The organism is Streptosporangium fragile, assembly GCF_039534445.1.
Lineage (GTDB): Bacteria > Actinomycetota > Actinomycetes > Streptosporangiales > Streptosporangiaceae > Streptosporangium > Streptosporangium fragile.
In genome coordinates, this window is record NZ_BAAAVI010000106.1 from 1 (window position 1) to 21607 (window position 21607).

At 72.6% G+C, this 21607-nt stretch carries 18 protein-coding genes and 1 pseudogene; 5 read left to right on the forward strand and 14 right to left on the reverse strand.

Annotated features, from left to right (window positions below; genetic code table 11):
• Both ABD841_RS37915 and ABD841_RS37920 read right to left on the reverse strand, forming a co-directional pair.
• Positions 1-649 (reverse strand): hypothetical protein (locus ABD841_RS37915; RefSeq protein WP_344981826.1); only part of this gene is annotated, 649 nt, incomplete at its 3' end.
• A gap of 224 nt (positions 650-873) precedes the next feature.
• Entirely contained in the window at positions 874-1236 is a 363-nt protein-coding gene (locus ABD841_RS37920; protein ID WP_344981828.1) for an ArsR/SmtB family transcription factor, read from the reverse strand.
• Between the two features lie 66 nt (positions 1237-1302).
• On the opposite strand from ABD841_RS37920, the gene ABD841_RS37925 reads away from it, so the two are divergent.
• Positions 1303-3327, forward strand: a complete 2025-nt coding sequence (locus tag ABD841_RS37925) for a heavy metal translocating P-type ATPase (RefSeq protein WP_344981829.1) — start codon at positions 1303-1305, stop codon at positions 3325-3327.
• Positions 3328-3353: 26 nt separating this feature from the next.
• Here ABD841_RS37925 and ABD841_RS37930 read toward each other — a convergent pair whose 3' ends face one another.
• Positions 3354-4460, reverse strand: coding sequence for a zinc-dependent alcohol dehydrogenase (locus tag ABD841_RS37930; protein ID WP_344981831.1), 1107 nt, complete (start codon positions 4458-4460; stop codon positions 3354-3356).
• Positions 4461-4521: 61 nt separating this feature from the next.
• On the reverse strand, positions 4522-5553 hold the full coding sequence (locus ABD841_RS37935; protein ID WP_344981833.1) for a Gfo/Idh/MocA family protein: 1032 nt from the start codon (positions 5551-5553) through the stop codon (positions 4522-4524).
• Between the two features lie 168 nt (positions 5554-5721).
• Between ABD841_RS37935 and ABD841_RS37940 the strand changes: the two genes are divergently transcribed.
• The gene (locus ABD841_RS37940) at positions 5722-6708 is read left to right on the forward strand and encodes a glucosyl-3-phosphoglycerate synthase (RefSeq protein ID WP_344981835.1); all 987 of its coding nucleotides are present in this window, start codon (positions 5722-5724) and stop codon (positions 6706-6708) included.
• Positions 6708-7880: a glycosyltransferase gene (locus tag ABD841_RS37945; RefSeq protein ID WP_344981837.1), complete on the forward strand. Its 1173-nt coding sequence runs from the start codon at positions 6708-6710 to the stop codon at positions 7878-7880. Before ABD841_RS37940 ends, ABD841_RS37945 begins: the two co-directional genes overlap by 1 nt.
• A 167-nt stretch (positions 7881-8047) precedes the next feature.
• Here the strand turns inward: ABD841_RS37945 and ABD841_RS37950 are convergent, their stop codons facing one another.
• From ABD841_RS37950 to ABD841_RS41020, 5 genes are all read right to left on the reverse strand, one after another.
• A complete protein-coding gene (locus ABD841_RS37950; protein WP_344981839.1) occupies positions 8048-9670 on the reverse strand; it encodes an amidohydrolase in 1623 nt (540 codons plus the stop codon).
• Positions 9671-9681: 11 nt separating this feature from the next.
• Entirely contained in the window at positions 9682-10800 is a 1119-nt protein-coding gene (locus ABD841_RS37955) for an ABC transporter substrate-binding protein (RefSeq protein ID WP_344981841.1), read from the reverse strand.
• A 5-nt stretch (positions 10801-10805) separates the two neighbouring features.
• Positions 10806-11600 (reverse strand): ABC transporter permease, encoded by a 795-nt coding sequence (locus ABD841_RS37960; RefSeq protein ID WP_344981843.1) that lies wholly within the window; start codon positions 11598-11600, stop codon positions 10806-10808.
• A gap of 104 nt (positions 11601-11704) precedes the next feature.
• A complete protein-coding gene (locus ABD841_RS37965; protein WP_344981845.1) occupies positions 11705-12595 on the reverse strand; it encodes an ABC transporter permease in 891 nt (296 codons plus the stop codon).
• Positions 12592-13671, reverse strand: a complete 1080-nt coding sequence (locus ABD841_RS41020) for an ABC transporter ATP-binding protein (protein WP_425582109.1) — start codon at positions 13669-13671, stop codon at positions 12592-12594. The genes ABD841_RS37965 and ABD841_RS41020 overlap by 4 nt, the downstream gene beginning before the upstream one ends.
• Positions 13672-13837: 166 nt before the next feature.
• Here ABD841_RS41020 and ABD841_RS37980 point away from each other — a divergent pair, with 166 nt between their 5' ends.
• Positions 13838-14530: a TetR/AcrR family transcriptional regulator gene (locus ABD841_RS37980; RefSeq protein ID WP_344981847.1), complete on the forward strand. Its 693-nt coding sequence runs from the start codon at positions 13838-13840 to the stop codon at positions 14528-14530.
• A gap of 388 nt (positions 14531-14918) precedes the next feature.
• A complete protein-coding gene (locus ABD841_RS37985; RefSeq protein WP_344981849.1) occupies positions 14919-15356 on the forward strand; it encodes a peptidoglycan-binding domain-containing protein in 438 nt (145 codons plus the stop codon).
• A gap of 238 nt (positions 15357-15594) precedes the next feature.
• Here the strand turns inward: ABD841_RS37985 and fxlM are convergent, their stop codons facing one another.
• The 5 genes and pseudogenes from fxlM to ABD841_RS38010 form a co-directional block, all read right to left on the reverse strand.
• A complete protein-coding gene (gene fxlM, locus ABD841_RS37990; RefSeq protein ID WP_344981851.1) occupies positions 15595-16767 on the reverse strand; it encodes a methyltransferase, FxLD system in 1173 nt (390 codons plus the stop codon).
• Positions 16768-17093: 326 nt separating this feature from the next.
• The gene (locus tag ABD841_RS37995) at positions 17094-17522 is read right to left on the reverse strand and encodes a VOC family protein (RefSeq protein WP_344981853.1); all 429 of its coding nucleotides are present in this window, start codon (positions 17520-17522) and stop codon (positions 17094-17096) included.
• Positions 17523-17529: 7 nt separating this feature from the next.
• A complete protein-coding gene (locus tag ABD841_RS38000) occupies positions 17530-18522 on the reverse strand; it encodes an NAD-dependent epimerase/dehydratase family protein (RefSeq protein ID WP_344981855.1) in 993 nt (330 codons plus the stop codon).
• Between the two features lie 68 nt (positions 18523-18590).
• A complete protein-coding gene (locus tag ABD841_RS38005) occupies positions 18591-20864 on the reverse strand; it encodes a SulP family inorganic anion transporter (RefSeq protein WP_344981857.1) in 2274 nt (757 codons plus the stop codon).
• Positions 20865-20936: 72 nt separating this feature from the next.
• Positions 20937-21607, reverse strand: a pseudogene (locus ABD841_RS38010) (hypothetical protein); the annotation flags it as partial.

A 21607-nucleotide genomic window follows, 5' to 3' on the forward strand; every position in this document is an offset into this window, starting at 1 on the left:
GGCTGTAGACGGGCCAGGTGGTGGACGTCATGATCTCCTCCAGGAGGCGCCGCACTTCGGGCGCGGACATGCTGTAAGCGTATTCATAGTACTTCGGAGCGTGTTCGTCGGGCAGTTCGGCGAGCGCCGCGGCGAACGCTTCGACGACCTTCCGGTCGCGGCCGTGGACCATGACCGCCATGGCCGACAGTTCGGGCTGGGCGGCGGCCTGCTGGGGGTCGGTGATGGCGGGGATGCCGTCCGGGCCGAGCACCCGGGCCTGGAGGCGGTAGCCGGTCAGGCCCGAGTCGATGGGTTGCGCGTAGTGCGCGGCGGTTCTGGCGTCGGGGCAGATGACCAGGACCGTGACGTCGCAGTTCAGCAGGAGCCACAGCGCGGCGGCGTAGCGGGCGAGCTGGCGGGGGTTTTTGGATTTGTCCTGCTGGATCTCGACGATGACGGCGTGCGCGGGGCTGGGGGGTGGGCCCAGGACGATGACCAGGTCGGCCTCGATGTCGTCGGAGGGCCGGGTGTTGAACGTGGGGCTTTCCAGCCGGATCAGCGGTGTGGCGGGCAGGTCCTGTCCCAGGAGGTCTCGCAGGATCTCCACCGCCAGTTGGGGGCGGTCGCGGAAGAGCTGGATGAGTGAGTCGTGTTGGGGAGATGGCACGCGACTTATTGTCACATGACGAGCACGTGTAGTGATTGTATTTTCGGCGAACCGGAACGCACGAGGCCGCTCCGCTCGAAGGCGCGTCTCGATGACGAGGATCCCCGGCTCCGCCGCTCGCCGGGAAGTCGAGGAGGCGGCAGGAAACCGAGCGGGTACTCGGTGCCGAGCTGGTCGCTCGTGGAGGCGGTTGTTCCTTGGCCTGCCTTCCCGGTGCTCGGCGGCTACGCGGTCGCTTTCCCCTCGGGGGCGGGGGAGGACGGCAGGTCGCGGTCGATGTGGTCCGCGTGGTAGAGCCCCTGGCTCAGCAGGCGGCGTACGTGCTCGTCGGCGGCGGTGTAGTACACGAACGTGCCTTCGCGGCGGCCCTTGACCAGCCCGGCCAGGCGGAGCTTGGCCAGATGCTGGCTGACCGCGGCGGGCGCGGCGTCGGCGAGTTCGGCCAGGCACGCCACCGACGACTCGCCCTGCAGCAGCGCCCACAGGATCTTGATGCGGGTCGGGTCGGAGAGCAGCCGGAACGACTCGGCGGCCAGGTGCACCTGTTCCTCGTTCGGCATGTCGAAGTCCGGCAGCGACGCATGCATGCCCTCAGCATAACCCCGCACCCTTCTACTTGCGTATCTGCGTGTATGCGCATATACGATTCCAGGATGGCAGCAGAACTGAGAACTCTCCCCGCCCCCGGCACCGGATCCGCCTCGCCCGGCCCGGACAGGCCGCCGTGGCGGTCCGGAATGTGGTCGTTGCCGGAGGTACGCTGGGCCGCTGCCGCCACCGGGCTGTTCGCCCTCGGCGGCATCTCCCAGCTGGTCGGAGCCCCGCCCTGGCTGTGGTGGGGCCTGTATCTGGCCTGCTACGCGGCCGGCGGCTGGGAGCCCGGCTGGGCGGGGCTGCGGGCGCTGCGCGAGAAGACGCTCGACGTGGACCTGCTCATGGTCGTCGCCGCGATCGGCGCCGCGGCGATCGGGCAGGTCTTCGACGGCGCGTTGCTGATCGTCATCTTCGCCACCTCCGGCGCGCTGGAGGCGGTCGCCACCAAACGCACCGAGGACTCGGTGCGCAGCCTGCTCGATGTGGCACCCGAGCGGGCCACCCGGGTGACCGCGGACGGCGAGGAGACCGTCGAGGCGGCCGCGCTGCGGGTCGGCGAGGTGATCGTGGTCCGGCCCGGCGAGCGGATCGGCGCCGACGGCCAGGTGATCGCGGGGGCCGGCGAGGTCGACCAGGCCAGTATCACCGGCGAGAGCCTGCCGGTGGACAAGCAGCCCGGCGACGAGGTGTTCGCCGGCACCCTGAACGGCACCGGTGTCCTGCGTGTGCGGGTGACCCGGCCGGCAGCCGACACGGTGATCGCCCGGATCGTGGCCATGGTGCAGCAGGCCGGCGCCACCAAGGCGCGCACCCAGCTGTTCATCGAGAAGGTCGAGCAGCGCTACTCCGTCGTCATGGTCGCCGCCACGTGCGCGCTGTTCGTCCTCCCGCTGCTGTGGGGGGAGACGTTGCAGGACAGCCTGCTGCGCGCGATGACCTTCATGATCGTCGCATCGCCGTGCGCGGTGGTGCTGGCCACCATGCCGCCGCTGCTGGCCGCCATCGCCACCGCGGGCCGCCACGGGGTGCTGGTGAAGTCCGCCGTGGTGATGGAGCAGCTCGGCACCGTCACCCAGGTGGCCTTCGACAAGACCGGCACCCTGACCGAGGGCTGCCCGCACCTGACCGGCGTGCACGTCCTGCCCGGCGCGGACCTGGACGAGCGGCGGCTGCTCGCGCTCGCCGCCGCCGCCGAAGAAGGGTCCGAGCATCCCCTGGGCCGTGCCGTCGTCCAGGCCGCACGCGACGCCGGATCGCCGGCGCTCGGCGCCGAGGAGTTCGGCTCGGTGCCCGGTCGCGGCGTCCGCGCGCGCGTCGACGGCCGGCTCGTCGAGGTGGGCAGCCCCGCTCATCTGCTGGGCGGGGCCGAAGCGGGCGGGGCCGGGGCGGGTGGGGCCGCCCGCCTGCCGGACGGGACCAACGGCCCGGCGCACCGGCTGGTCGACGAACTCCAGGAGGGCGGGCACACCGCCGTCCTGGTCCGCCTGGACGGCGCCCCCGCCGGTGTGCTCGCGCTGGCCGACCGCGTGCGACCCGGCGCGGCCGGTGCCCTCACCCAGCTCCGGGACCTGACCGAGGCCGCGCCGGTGCTGCTGACCGGCGACAACGCGCCGGCGGCGGGCAGGCTGGCCGCCCAGGTGGGGATCACCGACGTCCGCGCCGGCCTGCTCCCGGCCGGCAAGGTGGACGCGGTGCGCGAGCTGCAGGACCGGGGCGCACGGGTGGCGCTGGTCGGCGACGGCGTCAACGACGCCCCCGCGCTGGCGACCGCCCACGTCGGCATCGCGATGGGCCGTGCCGGCTCCGACCTGGCCCTGGACGCCGCCGACGCGATCATCACCCGCGACGAGATCGCCGCGGTGCCCGCCGTGATCGCGCTGGCGCGCCGCGCCCGCCGCGTGGTGGTGGCCAACCTGGTCATCGCCGGCGCCTTCATCGCCGTCCTGGTGGCCTGGGACCTGTTCGGGGATCTGCCGCTGCCGCTGGGGGTGGCCGGGCACGAGGGCTCCACAGTGATCGTCGGCCTCAACGGGCTGCGCCTGCTGCGCGGCGCCGCCTGGCGGGGCGCCGCCGGGACCGGCTGACCGGCGGCAGCTTGACACAGGGCCACTCAGGCGGCGGTCATGTCGAACACGGCCTGGACGGTGTGGCGCCGTCCGGCGGCCAGGGCGCAGACGAAGCCGGGCGCGTCGTCGAAGGGCACCACGTCGGTGATCAGGTGCCGGCGGATGCCGTCGCCCTGGGCCCGCAGTAGGTCGAGTGTCTCGGCGGAGAGCCGTTCGCGGCTCCAGGTGTGGTCCAGCCCGCGTGGCACGCGGCCGATCTGTGAGCAGCGGATCGAGAGCGCGTTGTGGTGGAACTCCTCGCCGAGCCGCAGCCGCGCCGCGCCCTCCTGGTAGAAGGCGAGGTCGACCACGGTGCCCTGCGGTCGCAGCATCCGCAGGGCACCGTGCAGGCTCTCCGGCCGGCCGCGGCACTGGAAGACCACGTCCGCGCCCCGGTCGTTGCGGGAGTGCCGCCAGCGGGCCTTCACCGTCAGCGCCGGGTCCTGGCCGTCCATCGGGATGGTGGCGAGGCCGAGCCGTTCGGCGCGGTCGAGCCGGTCGCGGGTCCGGTCCACCACGACGACCGCCGCGGCCCCGTGGTGGCGGGCGAACAGGGCGGTCAGCAGCCCGACGACGCCCGCCCCGGTCACCGCGACGCGCCGCCCCCGCACCCCGTCGCCGAGGGCGCGCACATCCGCGCCGCAGGTGTCGGCGGCGGCGTGCAGCAGGCCGTTGGCGCAGATGGGCCCCATGTGGGCGGCGTAGATGCCCAGCAGCGGGTCCAGCCCGGCGGGCAGCGGGACGAACCGGTCGTCGGCGGGGCTCGCCGTGTAACCGGTCCGGTGCCCGTACGCCATCGCCACGACCTGGCCGGGGGAGAGCGCCGGGGTCCGGCTCTCGGTGACCCGGGCGACCTCCATGTACCCCAGCCGCCGCACCGGGTACGCGGCGGCGGGCCGGTCGGCGCGGAACAGCCCCAGCACCGGGTCCCAGCCCGCGGACAGGTAGGGGTTGGTCCCCTTGACGTACGACAGTTCCGTGCCCGCCGACAGCCCGCTGTAGAGCGTCTCGACGCGGAACCCGCCGTCCTCGACCGGAGGTTCCGGCTCCTCGGCGATGACGACCTCGCCGACGCCGGCCACCTGCAGCACCCGCACGGCCTGCTCGCCCATCACCCCTCACCTGCCCTCCGGACACCCGTCACCCGCCGCCGGACACCGCCGTCCGTCGCCGTCACCCCTCGTCGTCGTCCAGTGTCACCGGTACGCCGGAGGCGGCGGCGCGGGCGACGGCGCACGCCAGCCGGTGCGTGCGCAGGGCGTCCTCGTAGGGGGCCCGCACGTCCTCGCCGCGGTGCAGCACCGCGTCCACGAACGCCCGGTCGACGCGGCGCCTGGCGTCCCCCGACTCGGTGACGACCTCGCGCCCCCGGTCGCTGTCGACGACCATCCGGTCCTCCGATATCCGCAGCGCGAGGCCCTCGGCGTAGATCTCCAGACCGGCCCGGTGCTTCCAGCTCAGCAGGCAGGTGGCGCCGAGGATGCCGGCTGCGCCGTCGCGGAAGCGCAGGAGCGCGCCGGTGGCCGCCCCGACTCTCCCCGCGGTCCCGTCCGCCCCACCGATCCCGGCCGTTCCGTCCTTTCCTGCGGCCCCGCCCGCCCCACCGGGCCCGGCCGCCCCCTCGGCCTGCTCCGGCGGGTGCCCCGACTCGTGCGCGCTCACCTCGGCGACCTCGCCGACGAGCAGCCGGGCCAGGTCGAGCACGTGCACCGCCTGCTCGACGACCTGCCCGCCGGAACCGTCGAGGCGGGGCCACCACGGTACCGGCGGCACCTTGTCCAGCCACATGCCCAGCGCCAGCCGTACCGGCCGGTCGCCCAACCGGCGCCGCGCCTCGTCGACGACGTCCATGTAGCGCCAGTGGTGCCCGACCGCGGTCACGGCCCCCGTGCGCCGTGCCGTGGCGGCCACCCGGCGGGCGGTCCCCTCGTCCAGCGCGAGCGGTTTCTCCACGAACAGCGAGAGCCCGGCGTCGAGGACGGCGAGCTCGATCGGGCCGTGCGCGAAGGGCGGCACGCAGACGTAGACGGCGTCGAGCCGTTCGTCCCGCAGTAAGGCGGTGTGGCTGCCGTAGGACGCCGCCCCGTACTCGCGGGCCAGCCGGGCGGCGCGGGCGGCGTCGGTGTCGGCCACCCCGGCGATGCGGACGTCCGGGAAGCCGGACAGCACGCGCGCGTGACGCGCGGCGACGTTTCCCGCGCCCACGAAACCGATGCGACACCTCACAAGGCCACAATTCCACCGGCACTCGGACCGAAACCCTTATGTACCAGATTGAGAAGCTCTGACCAGGGAAAACAGCACTATCAGAGGTGTCCGGAAGATGGGAACCACAACCGATGACGGCGCTTATGTCCTTGCCCGTGGTGGGCGATGTTCACTGAGATCGGTCCCTGGCTGGACACGCGTACCGGCCGGGCGGACGACTGGCCTCCCGAGGCGGTGCTGGCCGCCAAGGGGAACCACACGGTGAGCGTGGTGCTGCCCGCGCGTGACGAGGAACGCACCGTCGGGCAGATCGTCGGGCGGATACGGCGGGAGCTGCAGGAGCGCTTCCCCCTGGTCGACGAACTCGTGGTGGTCGACTCCTGCTCGACCGACGCGACCGCCCGGGTGGCCGCCGACGCGGGCGCGCGGGTCATCCACCAGGACGCGGTGCTGAGCCGGTACGGCGCCCTGCCGGGCAAGGGCGACGCGCTGTGGAAGGCGCTGGCCGTCACGACCGGCGACCTCGTCGTCTTCATCGACGCCGACCTGCGCAACTTCGGCACGCACTTCGTCACCGGGCTCCTCGGCCCGCTGGTGTCCGACCCCTCGGTGGTCTACGTCAAGGGCTCCTACGACCGGCCCCTCGCCGACGGCGCGGCCACCCAGCCGCACGGCGGCGGGAGAGTGACCGAACTGGTCGCCCGCCCGCTGATCAACCTGCACTGGCCCGCGCTGGCCGGTTTCATCCAGCCGCTGGCCGGCGAGTACGCCGGCCGCCGCACCGTGCTGGAGAGGGTCCCGTTCGTCACCGGGTACGGCGTCGAGCTGGCCCTGCTCGTCGACCTGTTCGACATGGCGGGCCTGTCCGCTCTCGCACAGGTCGATCTCGGTGTGCGGGTGCACTCCCACCAGACGATCGAGGAACTCGGGCGGATGGCCGGGCACATCATGCTCACCGCCTGGTCACGGCTGAAGCGGGAGGGCCGGATCGTGGCGGCCGACCGGCCGCAGAACCGGATGCTGCAGTTCTGCCACGTCGGGAACGGCCGGACGCTGCGGGTGAGCGACGTGGGCGTGCACGAGCGGCCGCCCCTGATCACCGTTCCGGAGTACGCCACGGCCTCCCGGCTCGCGCCGCAACGGGAGCAGTAGTGGACGTCACGGTGCTGATGAACGCGGGCCCCTGGTTACCGGTCCCGCCGCGGGGATACGGGGGCATCGAGGCGGTCGTGGCCACGCTCGTGCCCGAGCTGAGGGCGCGCGGGGTCCGCGTCGTCCTCGCCACGGTCGCCGAGAGCACCCTGGAGGCCGACGAGCGCGTGCACACGTTCCAGGAGGGCCGGTTCGCGCACCTGCAGCGCCCGTACAACCAGGTGATGGGGCTCGCGCACGCGCACCTGCAGCGGGTCGTCGCGGAGCTGCGCCGCCGCGGCGACATCGACCTGGTGCACGACCACGTGGAGGCGGTCGGCCTCGGGGTCCTGAACGCCATGGGCCCGTCCGGCCCGCCGGTGCTGCACACCCTCCACTGGGACCTGCGCAAGCACCCCGAGCTGTACGGCGGCTTCCGCGGCGGCGGCAGGGTCTGGGTCAACGGCGTGTCCCGGTCGCAGATCGCGCGGGCGCCGCGGAACCTGCGCGAGCACAGCCTCGGGTGGGCGTACCTGGCGACCCCCCTGGCCCGTGCGGGTCTCACGGCGTCGCCGGACGGTGCGGCGCGGGACGGCGGCCCGGTGGTGATGCTGGGACGGATCAGCCCGCTCAAGGGCCAGCACGTGGGTGCGCGGCTCTGCCGGCAGCTGGGGCTGCCGCTCGTCATGGCCGGTCCGGTCGGCGGGCTGTCCGGGCCCCGGGAACTGGCCGAGGCGCTCGCCGATCCGCGTCACCCCGCCCACACCGGCCCCGACGTGGGCTACCACTGCGAGATGCTGGCACCGTACATCGACGGCGAGCTCGTCCGCTGGATCGGTGCGGTGGGCGGCCCGGAGCGCGACCGGCTGCTTCGCGGCGCGCGGGCCGCACTGTTCCCGGCGCAGTGGGACGAGCCCGGCGGCACCGCCGTCGTCGAGGCGCTGGCCTGCGGCGCGCCCGTCATCGGCCTGCGGCGCGGCTGCCTGCCCGAGCTCGTCGAGCACGGGCGCACGGGCCTGCTCGCCGACACCGAGGAGGAACTGCGCGACTGTCTCGAACACGCCGGGGACATCGACCCGGACGAGTGCCGCCGGAGCGCCGCGCGCCGGTTCTCCCCGGAGGTGATGGCCGAGCGGTACCTGGACTTCTACGGCCGGGTGCTGGACCTCGCCGCGCGGACCCGGCGCCGGTAGGGGCGTGCGGGTCCGTTGCGGGTAGGGGCGTGCGGGTTCGTTGCGGGTAGGGGCGTGCGGGCCCGCTGCCGGTAAGGCGGGCGGGCCCGCCGCGGGTGGGGCGGGCGGGCCCGTCCGGGACCGGGGGAGTGGCCCGGCGCGGGTGAGACGGCGCGGCCCAGGTGGTGTCAGGCGGCGAACACGCGCTGTCCCTCCACGTACGTCAGCGCCACCCGCGCCTCCGCGATCTCCGCCGCGGGCGCGGCGAACGGATCGCGGTCCAGGACGACCAGGTCGGCGAGTTTGCCGGGGGCGATGGTCCCGGTGTCGTCGAGGTGGTTCACCCACGCCGACCCGGCCGTGTAGGCGGTGAGCGCCGTCGCCAGGTCGAGCGACTCCCCCGGGAGGAAGGGCCGCATCGTCGCGGACCGGGCGCGGTTCACCGCCACATGGATGCCCCAGAGCGGGTCCGGGCTGCTCACCGGCCAGTCGCTGCCCATCGCGAGCGGTGCCCCCGTCCGGTGCAGGGCGCCGAAGGGATACTGCCGGTCGGCCCGCTCGCCGCCGAGGTAGGGGATCGTCAGCTCGTCCATCTGCGGCTCGTGGCAGGCCCAGAAGGGCTGCATGTTGGCCGCGATCCCGGCCGCGGCGAAGCGGGGGACGTCCTGCGACCGGAGTACCTGGAGGTGCGCGACGTGGTGGCGGTTCCCCCTCGGGCCGTTGGCGGCGAGGGCGGCGTCGATCGCGTCCAGCGCCGCGGTGACCGCCCGGTCGCCGATGGCGTGGAAGTGCACCTGGAAGCCCTCGGCGTCCAGAAGCGTCACGTAGCGGGGGAGTTCGGCGTAGTCGACGAAGCCGATCCCCCGGTTGCCCGTGGCGCACCCGCACCCGTCCAGGTAGGGCTCGTGCATCGCGGCCGTGAAGTTCTCCGTCACACCGTCCAGCATGATCTTCACGCTGCCGGCCGAGAACCTGCCCTCGGTCCGGCGGCGGGCCAGCAGGTCGGGGATCTGCTCCGCGCCGCGCTCGCGATCCCACCACAGCGCGCCGCGCACCCGGGCGGTGAGCTTTCCCGCCCCGGCCACGTCGAGGTAGGCGGGGGTGGCGTCGCGGTACCCGGCGTAGTCCCCGAGGATCGCGTCCTGCCAGGCGGTGATGCCGAGCGAGTGCAGGTGCTCCTGGGCGACGAGCAGGGCGGCGACGTAGTCCTCGTGGGTGACCGCGGGCAGGTACGGCTCGACCAGCGCCATCGCCCCCTCGTGCAGGGTGCCGGACGGCTGGCCCGCCGCGTCGCGCTCGATGCGGCCGTCGGCCGGGTCCGGCGTGTCCCGGGAGATCCCCGCGACCCGGAGCGCCGCGGAGTTCACCCAGGCGCTGTGGTGGTCCCGGTTGGGGAGGAAGACCGGGCGTCCGGGGACGACCGCGTCCAGGTCCTCCTTCGTGGGGGTGCCGCCGGGGAAGGCGTCCATGGACCAGCCCCCTCCCGTGATCCACTCCGCCTCGGGGTGGGCGTCGGCGTAGGCGGCGACCGCGTCCAGGTAGCCCCGCCTGTCGGAGAGGTCGGACAGGTCGCAGCGGAGCCGTTCCAGGCCCCCCATGACCGGGTGCGCGTGCGCGTCCTGGAACCCGGGCGCGAGCAGCCGCCCGGCGAGGTCCACGATCTCGGTGCCCGGCCCGCCCAGCTCGCGTACGTCCTCGTCCTCGCCGACCGCGACGATCCGTCCGTCCCGTACGGCCACCGCCCGTGCCCGCGGGGCACCGGGGGAGGCGGTGAAGACGTGGCCGTTCACGAAGAGCAGGTCCGCGTGCATCGTCGTTCTCCTCAGCTCTTGAAGTCGGTCCACACCTTGTCGTACAGATCCAGGGCGGTCTGCGAGCACGGTGGCACGGGCTGGGCGAGCGCGGCCTTGTCGGCGGGCGGCGTGATCGCGGGGTCCTCGGCGAGCGCCTTGTCCATGTGCGCGTCCGACCCCGACACGCCGTTGCCGTATCCGACGAAGTTGGAGGCTTCGCCGGCGTTCTTCGGGTCCAGCATCCAGTTGATGAAGATCTTGGCGTTGTCGACGTTGCGCGCGCCCCTGGGGACGGCGAAGCTGTCCTGCCAGAGCGGCAGGCCCTCGGCGGGGTAGACGTAGGTGATGCCCTTGTTCTTCTGCGCGGCCCGGTGGAAGGCGCCGTTCCACATCATGGCCAGCGTCGTCTCGCCCGAGCTCATCCGGTTGATCTGGCCGTCCGAGCTGATCACCTTCAGCTTGCCCTTGATCCCGGCCAGCAGGGTCTGCGCCTTCTGGTAGTCGGCGGTCGACTCGCTGCAGGGTTTGGCGCCCACGGCGCGGAGCGCGGCGGCGACGACCTCGTTGGAGTCGTTCATGATCCCGATGTTGCCGTCGGCGCCCGCGGGCGGGTTGAAGAACTCGGCCCAGCTGGTGACCTTGCCACCGATCTTGTCCTCGTCGACCGCGATGCCGGTCGTGCCGTACATGTAGGGCGCGGTGTACTTGCGTCCCTTGTCGAAGTACACATCGGAGAAGGCGGGCTCGATGTTCTTGCCGTTGGGGAAGCTCGCGGTGCCGATCTCCTGGAGCAGGCCGAGCTGGATCATCTGCTGCACCATGTAGTCGGTGGGCACGATCACGTCGTAACCGGTCCCGCCCGCCTGCAGCTTCGCCAGCAGCGCCTCGTTGGACTCGAAGGTGTCGAGGTTGACCTTGATGCCGGTCTCGGTCTCGAAGCGCTTCAGCAGGTCCGGGGAGATGTAGTCGGTCCAGTTGTAGAGGTTGAGCTCGCCGCTCCCCTTGGTGGGGAACGCCGACGGGGAGGCCGCGGCCGCGGTGCCGGAGGTGCCGGAGGTTCCGGCCGGACCGCCGCAGGCGGCGAGCGTGAGCACGCCCGCCGCGAGCAGGGTCGTGAGGGGGACGAGCCGGTGGTGCGTGGAGAACATGGGGTTCAGCCTCTCTTGCGCCCGATGACATAGGCGGCTGCGAGAACCAGCAGGGAGACGAGGAGGAGCAGGGCGGACAGCGCGTTGACGGCGGGGGTGATGCCGATGCGGAGCATGCCGTAGATGTAGATCGGGAGCGTGGTGGTGCCCGGTCCGGCGACGAAGAAGGTGATCAGGAAGTCGTCGAGGGAGACGATGAAGGCCAGCAGCGCGCCGGAGACGATGCCCGGGGCCAGCAGGGGAAGGGTGACGCGGCGGAACACCCGCCAGGGCGAGGCGCCGAGGTCGGCCGCCGCCTCGAAGACCCGCTGGTCCATGTCGGCCAGCCGCGCCCGGATGGGCAGCAGCGCGAATGGCACGCAGAAGGCGGTGTGGGCGAGCGTCACGGTGGTCATGCCCAGCGGCACCTCCAGGAAGGCGAACATCGCCAGCGTCGCCACGGCGAGCACGATCTCGGGCAGCACCAGCGGCGCGCCGACGACCAGGAGGACCAGGCCCCGCCCGGTGCGGCGCAGCGCCACCAGCCCGAGGGCCACGCCGATCGCCAGTCCCACCGAGCAGACCGTGGCCACGGTCGCGATCTGGAGCGAGGTGGCCGTCGCGGCGCGGATGTCGGCGTTCGCCACCACGTCGGCGAACCAGTGGACGCTGAAGCCCTCCCAGATCGTGGCGATCCTTCCGGCGTTGAACGCGTACACCACGACCACGAGCAGGGGGAGGTAGAGGAAGGCGAGCAGCAGGACGGAGACGGTGCCGAAGGCGGGGAAGCTCCGCAGGTCGACGCGTTTGCGGCGGTTCACGCCGGGCTTCGCATCGGGTGCCGTGTCAGGCCCGGCATGGGGCGTCACGTCAGGCTTCGCATCGGGTGTCGTGTCAGGCCGGGCGCCGGGCGTCACGTCAGGCTTCACAGCAGGCTCGCCTTCTGGTCGCCGCGACGGCCCAGGAGCGCGAACCCCATGAGGGTCAGCAGGGTGAGCGCCAGCAGGGCGACCGCCACCGCCGACCCCAGTGGCCAGTTCCTGGACGCGCCGAACTGCTGCTCGATGAGGTTGCCGACCATCATGGACTTGCCGCCGCCGAGGAGCTGCGGTTGCAGGAACGCGCCCAGCGACGGGATGAAGACGAGCACCACTCCGGCGATCACCCCGGGCCTGACCGCCGGGTAGACGACGCGCCGCAGGACGGTCAGACGCCGGGCGCCCAGGTCGTAGGCCGCCTCGGCCAGCCGGAAGTCGAACTTCTCCGCACTGGCGTAGACGGGCAGGATCATGAAGGGCAGGGACACGTAGACCAGCCCCACGGTGGTGGCGAAGGGCGTGTAGAGCAGCCCGATCGGCGCACCGGCCAGGCCGCTGACCGGCCCGTTGTCGTTGAGGATGAGCATCCAGGCGTAGGTCCGCACGAGGGTGTTGGTCCAGAAGGGGATGGTCACCGCGAAGACGAGCAGCGCCCGGACGCGCGGTGGTCTCGTGGCCATCCAGACCGCCATCGGGAAGGCGAGGGCGGCGCAGCAGACCGTGGTCAGCGCGGCGAGCCAGACCGACTCCCCGAACACGCCGAGGTATCGCGGATCGAAGGCCCGCGAACCGTCCAGTTCCGTGTCGTACAGCAGCCTGGTGTAGGCGTCCAGGGAGAACGGCCCGGCGACGCCGACGCCGAACATGCCCCGGGACATGAACGAGTACGCCACCACGACGACCAGCGGCCCGCCGACGAGGGCCAGCAGGAGGAGCGTGCCCGGGAGCACCGTCCAGCGGGACGTCCGGCCGGACCGGGCGGGTCCGCGCCGGCTCATGCCGCGACCGTCCAGGCCCGGCCGGGAAGCAGGTCCAGGGCGACCCGCCTCCCCGGTTCGGGGCAGGCTGCGCCCACGGCCAGCCGTACGGCCACCTGCTCACCGCTCGTGAGCTCGACGCCGACCCGCACGTCGCTACCGACGTAGACGGACTCGCGCACGACGCCGTGGAGCGGCGCCTCCTCCGCCGCGAGGACCAGGTGCTCGGGGCGGAGCGCGATCGTCACCGGCCCCGGCGCACCGCCACCCGGACCGGCGACCCGGTCGGCGGGGAGCACCTCGCCGCTCGTCAGGCGGTATCCCTCGCCGGTGAACTCCGCCTCCAGGAAGCTGGTGTCGCCGATGAAGTCGGCGACGAACCTGCTGGCCGGACGCTCGTAGACCTCCTGGGGCGTGCCGATCTGGGCGATGGTGCCCGACTGGAAGACCGCCAGGCGGTCTCCCAGGGAGATGGCCTCCTCCTGGTCGTGCGTCACGAAGACGAAGGTCACCCCGGTCGTCTGCTGGATCCGTTTCAGCTCCGTCTGCATGCCCCGGCGCAGCTTGAGGTCGAGCGCGGCGAGCGGCTCGTCCAGCAGGAGCACCTCCGGCCGCTTCGCGAGCGCCCGCGCGAGGGCGACCCGCTGCTGCTGCCCTCCGGACAGCTGGGCGGGTTTCCGCCTGCCGAAGTCCGGCAGGCGGACCAGCTCCAGCGCCTCCGCGACCAGTGGCGCCGCCTCCCTGCGGCTCATCCCCTCCATCTCGAGGCCGAAGGAGACGTTCTCGGCCACGGTGAGGTGGGGGAACAGCGCGTAGCTCTGGAAGACCGTGTTGACCCTCCGCCGGTACGGCGGGAGCACGTCCAGCCGCTCGGAGCCGAGCCGCACCTCGCCCTCGTCCGGGTACTCCAGGCCGGCGATCGTCCGCAGGAGCGTGGTCTTCCCGCAACCCGACGGGCCGAGGAGGACGAAGAACTCCCCCGGCTCGATCGTGAGGGAGACGTTGTCGAGAGCCGTGACGTATCCGCCCTCGGGTGCCGGGAAGCGCCGGGTGACCCCGCAGACGGCGAGTCCGTCATGGGACGCGCCTGAGCTCATGAGCGACCTCCGAAGGAGCAACCTGAACGGCCTATTTTGTGTTGACCGTAAATGGGTGGGGACAGAGAACCACGACGTAAACAGCGTTGTCAACGGCGGTGACAGCGGATTATGGGCGGTGAAGAATGTGTCATAACGTTCACGTCTCATTGAGGAGAATGTGCTCATGCCCGCACGCCGTACGCCCACCGTCGCGCTCTCCCGGGAGCGGATCGTGACGGCCTGTCTGGAGCTGGTCGAGGGCGGGGGACCGGGGGCGCTGACCTTCCGCGCCATCGGAAGGCGCCTGGGCGTGGACGCGACCGCCGTGTATCGTCACTTCCGCGACAAGGACGACCTCGTGCTCGCCCTGGCCGACCGGCTGTACGAGGAGGCGTTAGCCGGCTTCGCGCCCTCCGACGACTGGGCGGAGACACTGCGCGACGTGGTCTTGCGCATCCACCGGGCGTTCGCGGGCCACCCGCAGGCGGCGCTGCTGGCCGCCACCCGGTCGACGCGGCGCGAGGCGGAGTTCCGCGCCATCGAGATCCTGCTCGACGCGCTCCGCCGGGCCGGCTTCGGGCCGGAGGAGGCCGCGCGGTACGAGCGCGTGCTCGGCGACTACGCCCTCGCCTGGGCGGCCTTCACGGCGTCGTTCGCCATGCTGCCGAAGGAGGTGCGGGAGGCGGACGCGAGCGCACCGCTCGTCTACGCCGCGCAGAGCCTCGAACGCTACCCGCGGCTCGCCGAGTGCGCCCGCCACCTGCCGCCGGTCGCCGAGAGCCAGTTCGAGACGGCTCTGGAGATTCTCCTCACCGGCCTGCGGGTCTCGTCCCGGCCGCCGGCCGGGGCGGTCCCGGATGCCTCCCTCACCGCGTAGGCCGCCGGGGGTGGGCGCGTGGGCCCGCGGCCCGGGGACGGGTGTCGTCTCCCGCGTGCCCTCGCGACGACCCCGGCGGCGGTGTCCCCGGTGGTGGTGTCCCCGGCGCGCGCCGGGGACACCCGCGGGCGAGGCGGCCCCGTGAGTCTGATCAAGAAGGTCGACGACCCGAGGCTTCACGGTGGGGAACTGATATTTCCGGCCCATTTTGCGGGCGATATCGGTCGACCCGTAATTAGGCATAATGTGACCACGAGTAATTGAACACTTGCACACGGCAAAAGCCTCGCTAGATCATTGACAGATAATGACCAATCCTGAGATGTTGACCATGCAACCGACGGTCGCTCGCGGGCTTCTTCGACGCAGACGCCGGTGAGCGCCTTTCATGGCTTGGGAAAGGGAAATTCTTTTGCCTGGAAAACTCGGACGCGGAAAGCGCTGGGCCACCCGTGTGACTACCGCCGCGATGGCGGTCGCCTGTGTCGGCGTCATCGCGGCCACCCCTGCCTCCGCCGCCCCATCGCAGCTCAAGCCCGGTGACACCGGAGAGAGTGTCGAGTGCCTGCAGAAGGGACTCAACCTCTATTACAGCGACTGGACGACCCGTTTCCGTCCGCTCGAACCCGACGGTGTCTTCGGAGGCGAAACGACGGCGAAGGTGAACGTTTTCAAGGGAGAACACGGCCTCTCCCAGAACGGAATCTTCGGGGCTGGGGCGGGAGATTTGCTGATCTTAGACAGTTGGCACATGACGCAATACGACAAGTACGGCTACGTCGCCGCCTGGCGCACCAACTGCATTCCCCATATTCCCCACAGCTGAATCAGCTCGGACTTGGCCGACGGTGCGAGGCGGGACCGGCCCGAAGAGGCCGCACACCCGCCCCGTGCCGTCGGCCCGCCTGTGGCGAGGGCGGGCTTGAGAACGTGGTCGCCGTGACAACCATCGTGCTTCGGCCCAACGACGTTGCCGAATACCGGCATGATCACGAGCCGCTTTCCCGGGAAGGCGCCGGGTATCGAGAAAAGTCCCGGCGGCCCGCCGCGCCGCGAGCGGGACGTCAGACGTCCTCCCAGGACAGGGCGAGCGTGGTGTGCCGCTTGCGGATGAGCAGGCCGTCACCGGGGGCGGCGCCGAGGTGGGCGGCGATGCGGAGCCCGGCGGTCATGGGGCGGTCCGCCATGTCCCAGGCCTGGACGTGACCGACCATCTCGCTCGCGAGCCGCATCCTGCCCGGTCCGTGGCCCCGGGCGATCAGGGTGCCGTCCGGCGCCGGCTCCAGCAGGCAGAGGCTGTCGCGCTCGACCATGCCGACGGCCATCCGGAACCCCGTCGGGTCGAGCGGCGGGGAGGCCAGCCATCCGGGCTGCGCCTCCGACATCGTGCACGAGCGGGGCTCGTGCACCGCCAGCCACAGGCTGAGCCCGTCGAGAAGCTGCGCGCGGCTGACACTGATCTCGGTGGACATCTCGACCGCGGGCCCGCCGAGCACCGCCAGCAGGTCGCCGACCTCACTCGCCTCGGGCAGGGAGATCGTCAGGTCGGAGTCACGGTCGAGGACCAGGGTCACCTCCGGGCCGGCGAAGGGGCCGCGCATCCGCATGAACCCGCAGGGCAGCACCGAGCGGCTCGCCCAGTGCCCGCCGACCCGCTCCATCGCCACCGAGCGCTGCACCCCGCGCAGGTCCAGCGGCGCGACGAGGCGCCCGCCGGGGCCGAGCTGCTCCAGCCAGGCCGGGGCGAGGTCCCAGACGCCGACGGTGGCGATGATCCGGTCGTAGGGTGCCCCCGCGGGGAACCCCTCGGCGCCGTCCCCGCACACCACGGTCACCTCGGGATGACCCGCGGCCGCCACGTGCTCGCGCGCCCGCCCGACCAGGTCGGGGTCGATGTCGACGCTCACCACCCGGCCCCGCGGCCCCGCCAGATGGGCGAGCAGCGCGGCGTTGTAGCCCGTTCCGGCCCCGATCTCCAGCACGCGGTGCCCCGGTTCCACGCCGAGCTGGTCCAGCATCAGGGCCATGATCGCCGGCTGCGAGGAGGAGCTGATCGGCAGACCGTCCGCGTCGCGCTTGGTCACGATCGGGTCGTCCTGGTAGACGTTCTCCGCGGGGAGCTCCGGCAGGAACACGTGCCGCGGGACCGCCCGCAGGGCGTCGGTCACAGCCTCGCTGATCCCTCGCGTGCGGACCCTCGCGACCAGCTCTTCCCGTAAAGCGTGCCACTCAGCCATCGCCGACCTCCGTACCGGATGCCTACTTGCCGCCCAGGGGTATATGCCCTCATCGAGGGGGCGCCCATGTAGTGATCGGTGCGGGAGGCCCATCCGGTACGCCGATCCGGCCTTTCCCGGCCCCCTGCGACAAGCCCGGGTCCCGGCCCCGTGCCGGGCTGGGAACCCGTGAAAGATCGGGCACGGGGCCAGGGCGGGTGGAGGGCGGCATCGGCCGCTCTCCACCCCGGTCCGGGAGCGTGGACCGCTGTCCGGCATTCGGGGGACGGAGCCGGACAAGGACGAATGTATGGACGGAGCCGCGTGATGTATGCGGAGAAATACATTCACTGGAGGCAGAACTCGTTGCCCTCCGGGTCGGTCATCACCGTCCAGTACTCTCCGTGCTCCTCGGCGGTCCTGACCTCCGTCGCGCCGAGCCGGACCAGCCTCTCCGCCTCGGCCGCCACGCGCCTGCGCCGCTCCTCCGGCGGCGTCCCGGACGGGCCGCCCACGTTGAGATCGAGGTGGACCCGGTTCTTGGCGGTCTTGCCCTCCGGCACGCGCCGGAAGTAGAGCCGGGGACGGCCCTCGCCCGGGTCCACCGCCGCCGCCCAGTCGGAGCGCCGCTCCTCGGGGACGCCGGCCGAGTCGGCCCAGGCGTCCCAGGTCTCGAATCCCTCGGGCGGCGGCTGGGAGACATACCCCGGGGCCGCCGACCAGAAGGCGGCCAGGGCGGCCGGATCACGGGCGTCGAAGCTGATCTGGATGTCCATGGGCCTCCTATGCCCACTCCGACAGGATCCTGGCCTCCTTCTCCGGGTCGATGCCGTGCCTGCCGAACACGCGCTCACCGGCGGGGATCCCGCGCAGCCAGGCCCAGGTGTCGCGGACGGTCTCCGCGACCGGCCGGCACGACAGCCCGGCCGCGTGCGCCTTCGCCGACGACGGCAGCCACACGCCGGCGAAGTCGGGCGAGTCCGGGGCCCACAGCGGAAACTCGGTCCACGGCGCCACCTCCCGCTCCAGCAGGAAGGCGTCGTCGGCCCAGACGAACTCGGCGTCCGAGCCCGTCACCGCGCGGCACTCGGCCAGCCAGCCGCCGTAGGTGATGTTGCCCCGCACCCCGCTCGCCAGGAACCGGTCGTTCGTCCCGGCCTCGGTCCGGGTGAGGATGAACGCGGCGAGGTCGCGCACGTCGATGACCTGCATCGCCCGGTCCGGGTCGCCCGGGGCGAGCACCCGCCCGCCCCGGGAGATCCGGTCGAGCCACCAGGGCAGCCGGCCGACGTCCTCGTACGGGCCGAGGATCAGGCCCGGCGCGACGATGAGGGCGTTGCCGCCGAAGCCCTCCTCCACCGCCCGCTCACAGCCCGCCTTGAGCGTGCCGTAGTCACCGTCGTCCGGCCCGGCGTCCGGCGCGCACTCGAACCGCGGCGAGCTCTCGTCGCACTCCGACGCGGGGAAGGCGGAGACCGCCGAGATGCTGGAGACGAACGCGTACGTGCCGGCCCTGCCGTCGAGCCTGCGCACCGCCTCGCCGACGACCCGCGGGACCCGCCCGTGGACGTCGATGACGGCGTCCCACTCCCGGCCCGCCACCAGCCGGTCCAGGTCCTCGGGCACCTCACGGTCGCCCCTGACGGCCTCGGCGCCCGGCAGGTCCACCCCGCTGACGCCCCGGTTGAACGTGGTCACCCGGTGCCCGCGCCGCAGTGCCTCCTCGGTGATGGCCCGGCCCAGGAAGACCGAGCCACCGATGATCAGAATTCTCATAGCGCCCCATTGTCGGCGCCGGTCGCGCGGACGGCCACGGGCTTTCACCCGTGGCGCAAGACGTCCGCTCAGAGCGGATCGGCGATGATCGACGGCTGCTCCAGCACGTGCACCCGGGCGGCGCCGATGTCGAAGTAGAGGCCCACCAGTTCCAGGCGCCCGGCCTGGCAGAGCTGGTCCACCTGGGGGTAGGTCCGCAGGTTCGCCAGCTGCTGGATGACGTTGACCCGGCAGAGCCGGTCCAGCGGCCCGTCGTCGGTGCCGTCGCTCTCACCGGTGATGAACCGTGCCAGGCTGTGGTTGCCGTGCCGCAGCCAGCGGCCGAGTCCGGGCAGGCCCGCGGTCTTCTCGCCCCCGCTGAGCAGCGCCGCCATGGCCCCGCATCCGGAGTGCCCGCAGACCGTGACGGTCCGCACGTTGAGCACGTGCGTCGCGTACTCGATCGCGGCCGCCACCGAGTCGTCCGCCGGGACCGAGCCCCGGCGGGGCACCAGGTTGCCGAGGTTGCGGACGGTGAACAGGTCGCCGAGGCCGCTGGCGGTGATCATGCTGGGCACGATGCGAGAGTCCGCGCAGGTGATGAACAGGTGCGAGGGTTCCTGCTTGCGGGCCATCCCGTGCAGCAGGGGGCGGACCAGCGGAGCGGTGCGCCGGTGGAACTCCCGCGCCCCGGCCAGCAGGTCGGGCACCGCCGGGACCTCGTCCTGCGGCACCGCCGGGGCCTCGTCCTGCGGCGTGTACCGGGCCGGCACCGGCGGCCGGGGGGCGCCGTACCGTCCGCGCCGCCGGTGCGACCAGGGCAGCCACCAGCGGCCCGCCGGCCGGGGCGGGGTCTTGGCCGGGAACATCCGCCCGCCGCTGGCCGCCATGGTGTACCACTCGTCGTGGATCTCGTCGATGTCCACGGTCCCGCCGCCGCGCTCGTGGTTGAGCCGCCAGTCGTGGATGGCCTCGAACGCCGCGTTGTCCATGAAGTCGATGTTCAGGTCGAGGTCGACCGCGGTCCCCGGCGGGATGGCACGCAGCTCCGAGGTGAGCGTGGGCACCCCGAGGAAGGTCAGCGAGCCGCCGATCATCGCGTGCCAGCGCCCGTCCGGCTCCGGGACGACCCGCACGGTCACCCGGGTGAGGCGGCGCAGCGCGAACAGCGCGGCGAGGCCCAGGCCGATCAGCACCCCCTCGGCCAGGCCGAGCAGGACCACCCCCGCCATGGTGATCACGTACACCGGGACCTCGCTGTGGCCGCGCAGGTTGCGCAGGTGCCCCATGTTGACCATCTGGACGCCGATGAAGACCAGCAGCGCGGCCAGGGCCTCCATCGGGATCAGGGTGATCGCCCAGCCCAGGCCGATCGCGAACAGCAGGATCCAGACCCCGTGCATGACGGTCGACCACCGGCTGCGGGCCCCCGCGCGGACGTTGGTGGTGCTACGGACGATCACACCTGCCACGGGCAGGCCGCCCAGCGCGCCGCTGACCAGGTTGGCCGCGCCCTGACCGGTGAGCTCCCGGTCCAGGTCCGCCCGCCTGCCCTCGTGCAGCCTGTCGACGGCCACCGCGCACAGCAGCGACTCCACCCCGGCGAGCAGCGCCACGATCAGCACCGCGCTGGCGATCCCGTGCCAGTCGCCCTGCGGCCAGACCGGGCCGACCCACTTGTTCAGGCTGTCGGACAGGTCGACCCGGGTGACGTCCCAGCCCAGCGCTCCGGCGGTCACCGCGGCCACGAACAGGGCGGCGAGCGGCGCCGGGATGATCCGCAGCCGCTGCGGCAGGCGCGTCCAGCCGATCAGGACCGCGATGGTGAGCAGGCCGACGAAGACCGCGTGGGTGTGGTTGTGGATGATCTGGTGCGGCAGCTCGATCACGTTCTCGATCGCCGACGGCTGCGGGCTGCCGCCGAGCACCACGTGCAACTGGGCCAGGGCGATCGTCACCCCCACCCCGGCGAGCATGCCGTGGACCACGGCGGGGGAGACCGCCAGCGCCGCGCGGGCCACCCGGCACAGGCCCAGCAGCAGTTGCAGGCAGCCCGCCAGCAAAGTGATCATGCAGGTGGCCTGCCAGCCGTATCTCATGACGAGATCGGCCACCACCAGTGAGAGCCCTGCGGCGGGCCCGCTCACCTGGACGGCGGAGCCGCCCAGCAGGCCCACCACGACACCGCCCGTCACGCCGGCGATGAGCCCGGCCGCCAGCGGTGCTCCCGAGGCGACGGCGATGCCCAGCGAGAGGGGCACCGCCACCAGGAAGACCACCAGGGAGGCGGGCAGATCATAACGCAGCACGGAGTTTATACCACTTTGTGTGAGCGCCGTGTCGCTCTTCGTGTCCGTCCCCATGGGGCAGACCTTACGGTGCCGTCCCTCCTCGCTCGGCCGATTGTCAGAGGCTTTTACGGAGGACGGGGGAAATCAGCGGTAATAGTCGGGGTAGTCCGGCTCCTCGGCGCGGCGGCGGCCGCGGGACCCGGGCCGGGGCCCCTCACCGGTCGCCGCCGTCTTCTCGGGGGTCGTGCCGTACCGTTCGCCGGGGCCGGTCCAGCCCGTACCGTCGCCACCGCGCGGGGCACCCGGCTCCGGCCACGCGACCGGGCTCGCCGGGGTGGCCTGCCGGGGCTCGTAACCGTAACCCCCGCCCGTCACCGGGCGCGGGTCGCCGGGACGGTCGTAGGAGGGCGAGACGGTGCGGGAGGGCCCCGTCGGGGTGGAGACCGCGGGACTCGGCCCGGTGATCACGTCGTCGTCGATGGTGGCCCAGCCGGAGCTGACCTCGTACGAGGCCGCGGGCGGCGCGCTGTGGACCGGCGTCTGGTACGACGAGTACGGCGGCGCCGGGTCGTCGAGGATGTCGGCGGTGTTCATCGCCGCCCAGCCACCCGACGTGGGGCTCGTGGCCCGCGCCCAGGGGTTGTCGGCCAGGTCCTTCGGCGGTCCGGCCGGGGCGCCGGGGGCGGCCGCGAGCGGGTCGGTGCGCGGCGGTGTGGTGGCGGCGGGGAACCCCCCGCTGGTCGTGGGGCCCATGGGCGGCATCGGGGGCAGCGGTCCGGTGCCGGGGACCGGCGCCGGGGAGCCGCCGGTCACGC

Bases quoted from the DNA above. Each gene is read 5' to 3' on its own strand.
- ABD841_RS37930 (WP_344981831.1), bottom strand. From the start codon at position 4,460: ATGGGCGAGCAGGCCGTGCGGGTGCTGCAGGTGGCCGGCGTCGGCGAG.
- ABD841_RS41020 (WP_425582109.1), bottom strand. From the start codon at position 13,671: ATGAGCTCAGGCGCGTCCCATGACGGACTCGCCGTCTGCGGGGTCACC.
- ABD841_RS37985 (WP_344981849.1), top strand. From the start codon at position 14,919: ATGGCTTGGGAAAGGGAAATTCTTTTGCCTGGAAAACTCGGACGCGGA.
- ABD841_RS37965 (WP_344981845.1), bottom strand. From the start codon at position 12,595: ATGAGCCGGCGCGGACCCGCCCGGTCCGGCCGGACGTCCCGCTGGACG.
- ABD841_RS37995 (WP_344981853.1), bottom strand. From the start codon at position 17,522: ATGGACATCCAGATCAGCTTCGACGCCCGTGATCCGGCCGCCCTGGCC.
- ABD841_RS37940 (WP_344981835.1), top strand. From the start codon at position 5,722: ATGTTCACTGAGATCGGTCCCTGGCTGGACACGCGTACCGGCCGGGCG.
- ABD841_RS37955 (WP_344981841.1), bottom strand. From the start codon at position 10,800: ATGTTCTCCACGCACCACCGGCTCGTCCCCCTCACGACCCTGCTCGCG.
- ABD841_RS37950 (WP_344981839.1), bottom strand. From the start codon at position 9,670: ATGCACGCGGACCTGCTCTTCGTGAACGGCCACGTCTTCACCGCCTCC.
- ABD841_RS37920 (WP_344981828.1), bottom strand. From the start codon at position 1,236: ATGCATGCGTCGCTGCCGGACTTCGACATGCCGAACGAGGAACAGGTG.
- fxlM (WP_344981851.1), bottom strand. From the start codon at position 16,767: ATGGCTGAGTGGCACGCTTTACGGGAAGAGCTGGTCGCGAGGGTCCGC.
- ABD841_RS37925 (WP_344981829.1), top strand. From the start codon at position 1,303: ATGGCAGCAGAACTGAGAACTCTCCCCGCCCCCGGCACCGGATCCGCC.
- ABD841_RS37980 (WP_344981847.1), top strand. From the start codon at position 13,838: ATGCCCGCACGCCGTACGCCCACCGTCGCGCTCTCCCGGGAGCGGATC.
- ABD841_RS38005 (WP_344981857.1), bottom strand. From the start codon at position 20,864: ATGGGGACGGACACGAAGAGCGACACGGCGCTCACACAAAGTGGTATA.
- ABD841_RS38000 (WP_344981855.1), bottom strand. From the start codon at position 18,522: ATGAGAATTCTGATCATCGGTGGCTCGGTCTTCCTGGGCCGGGCCATC.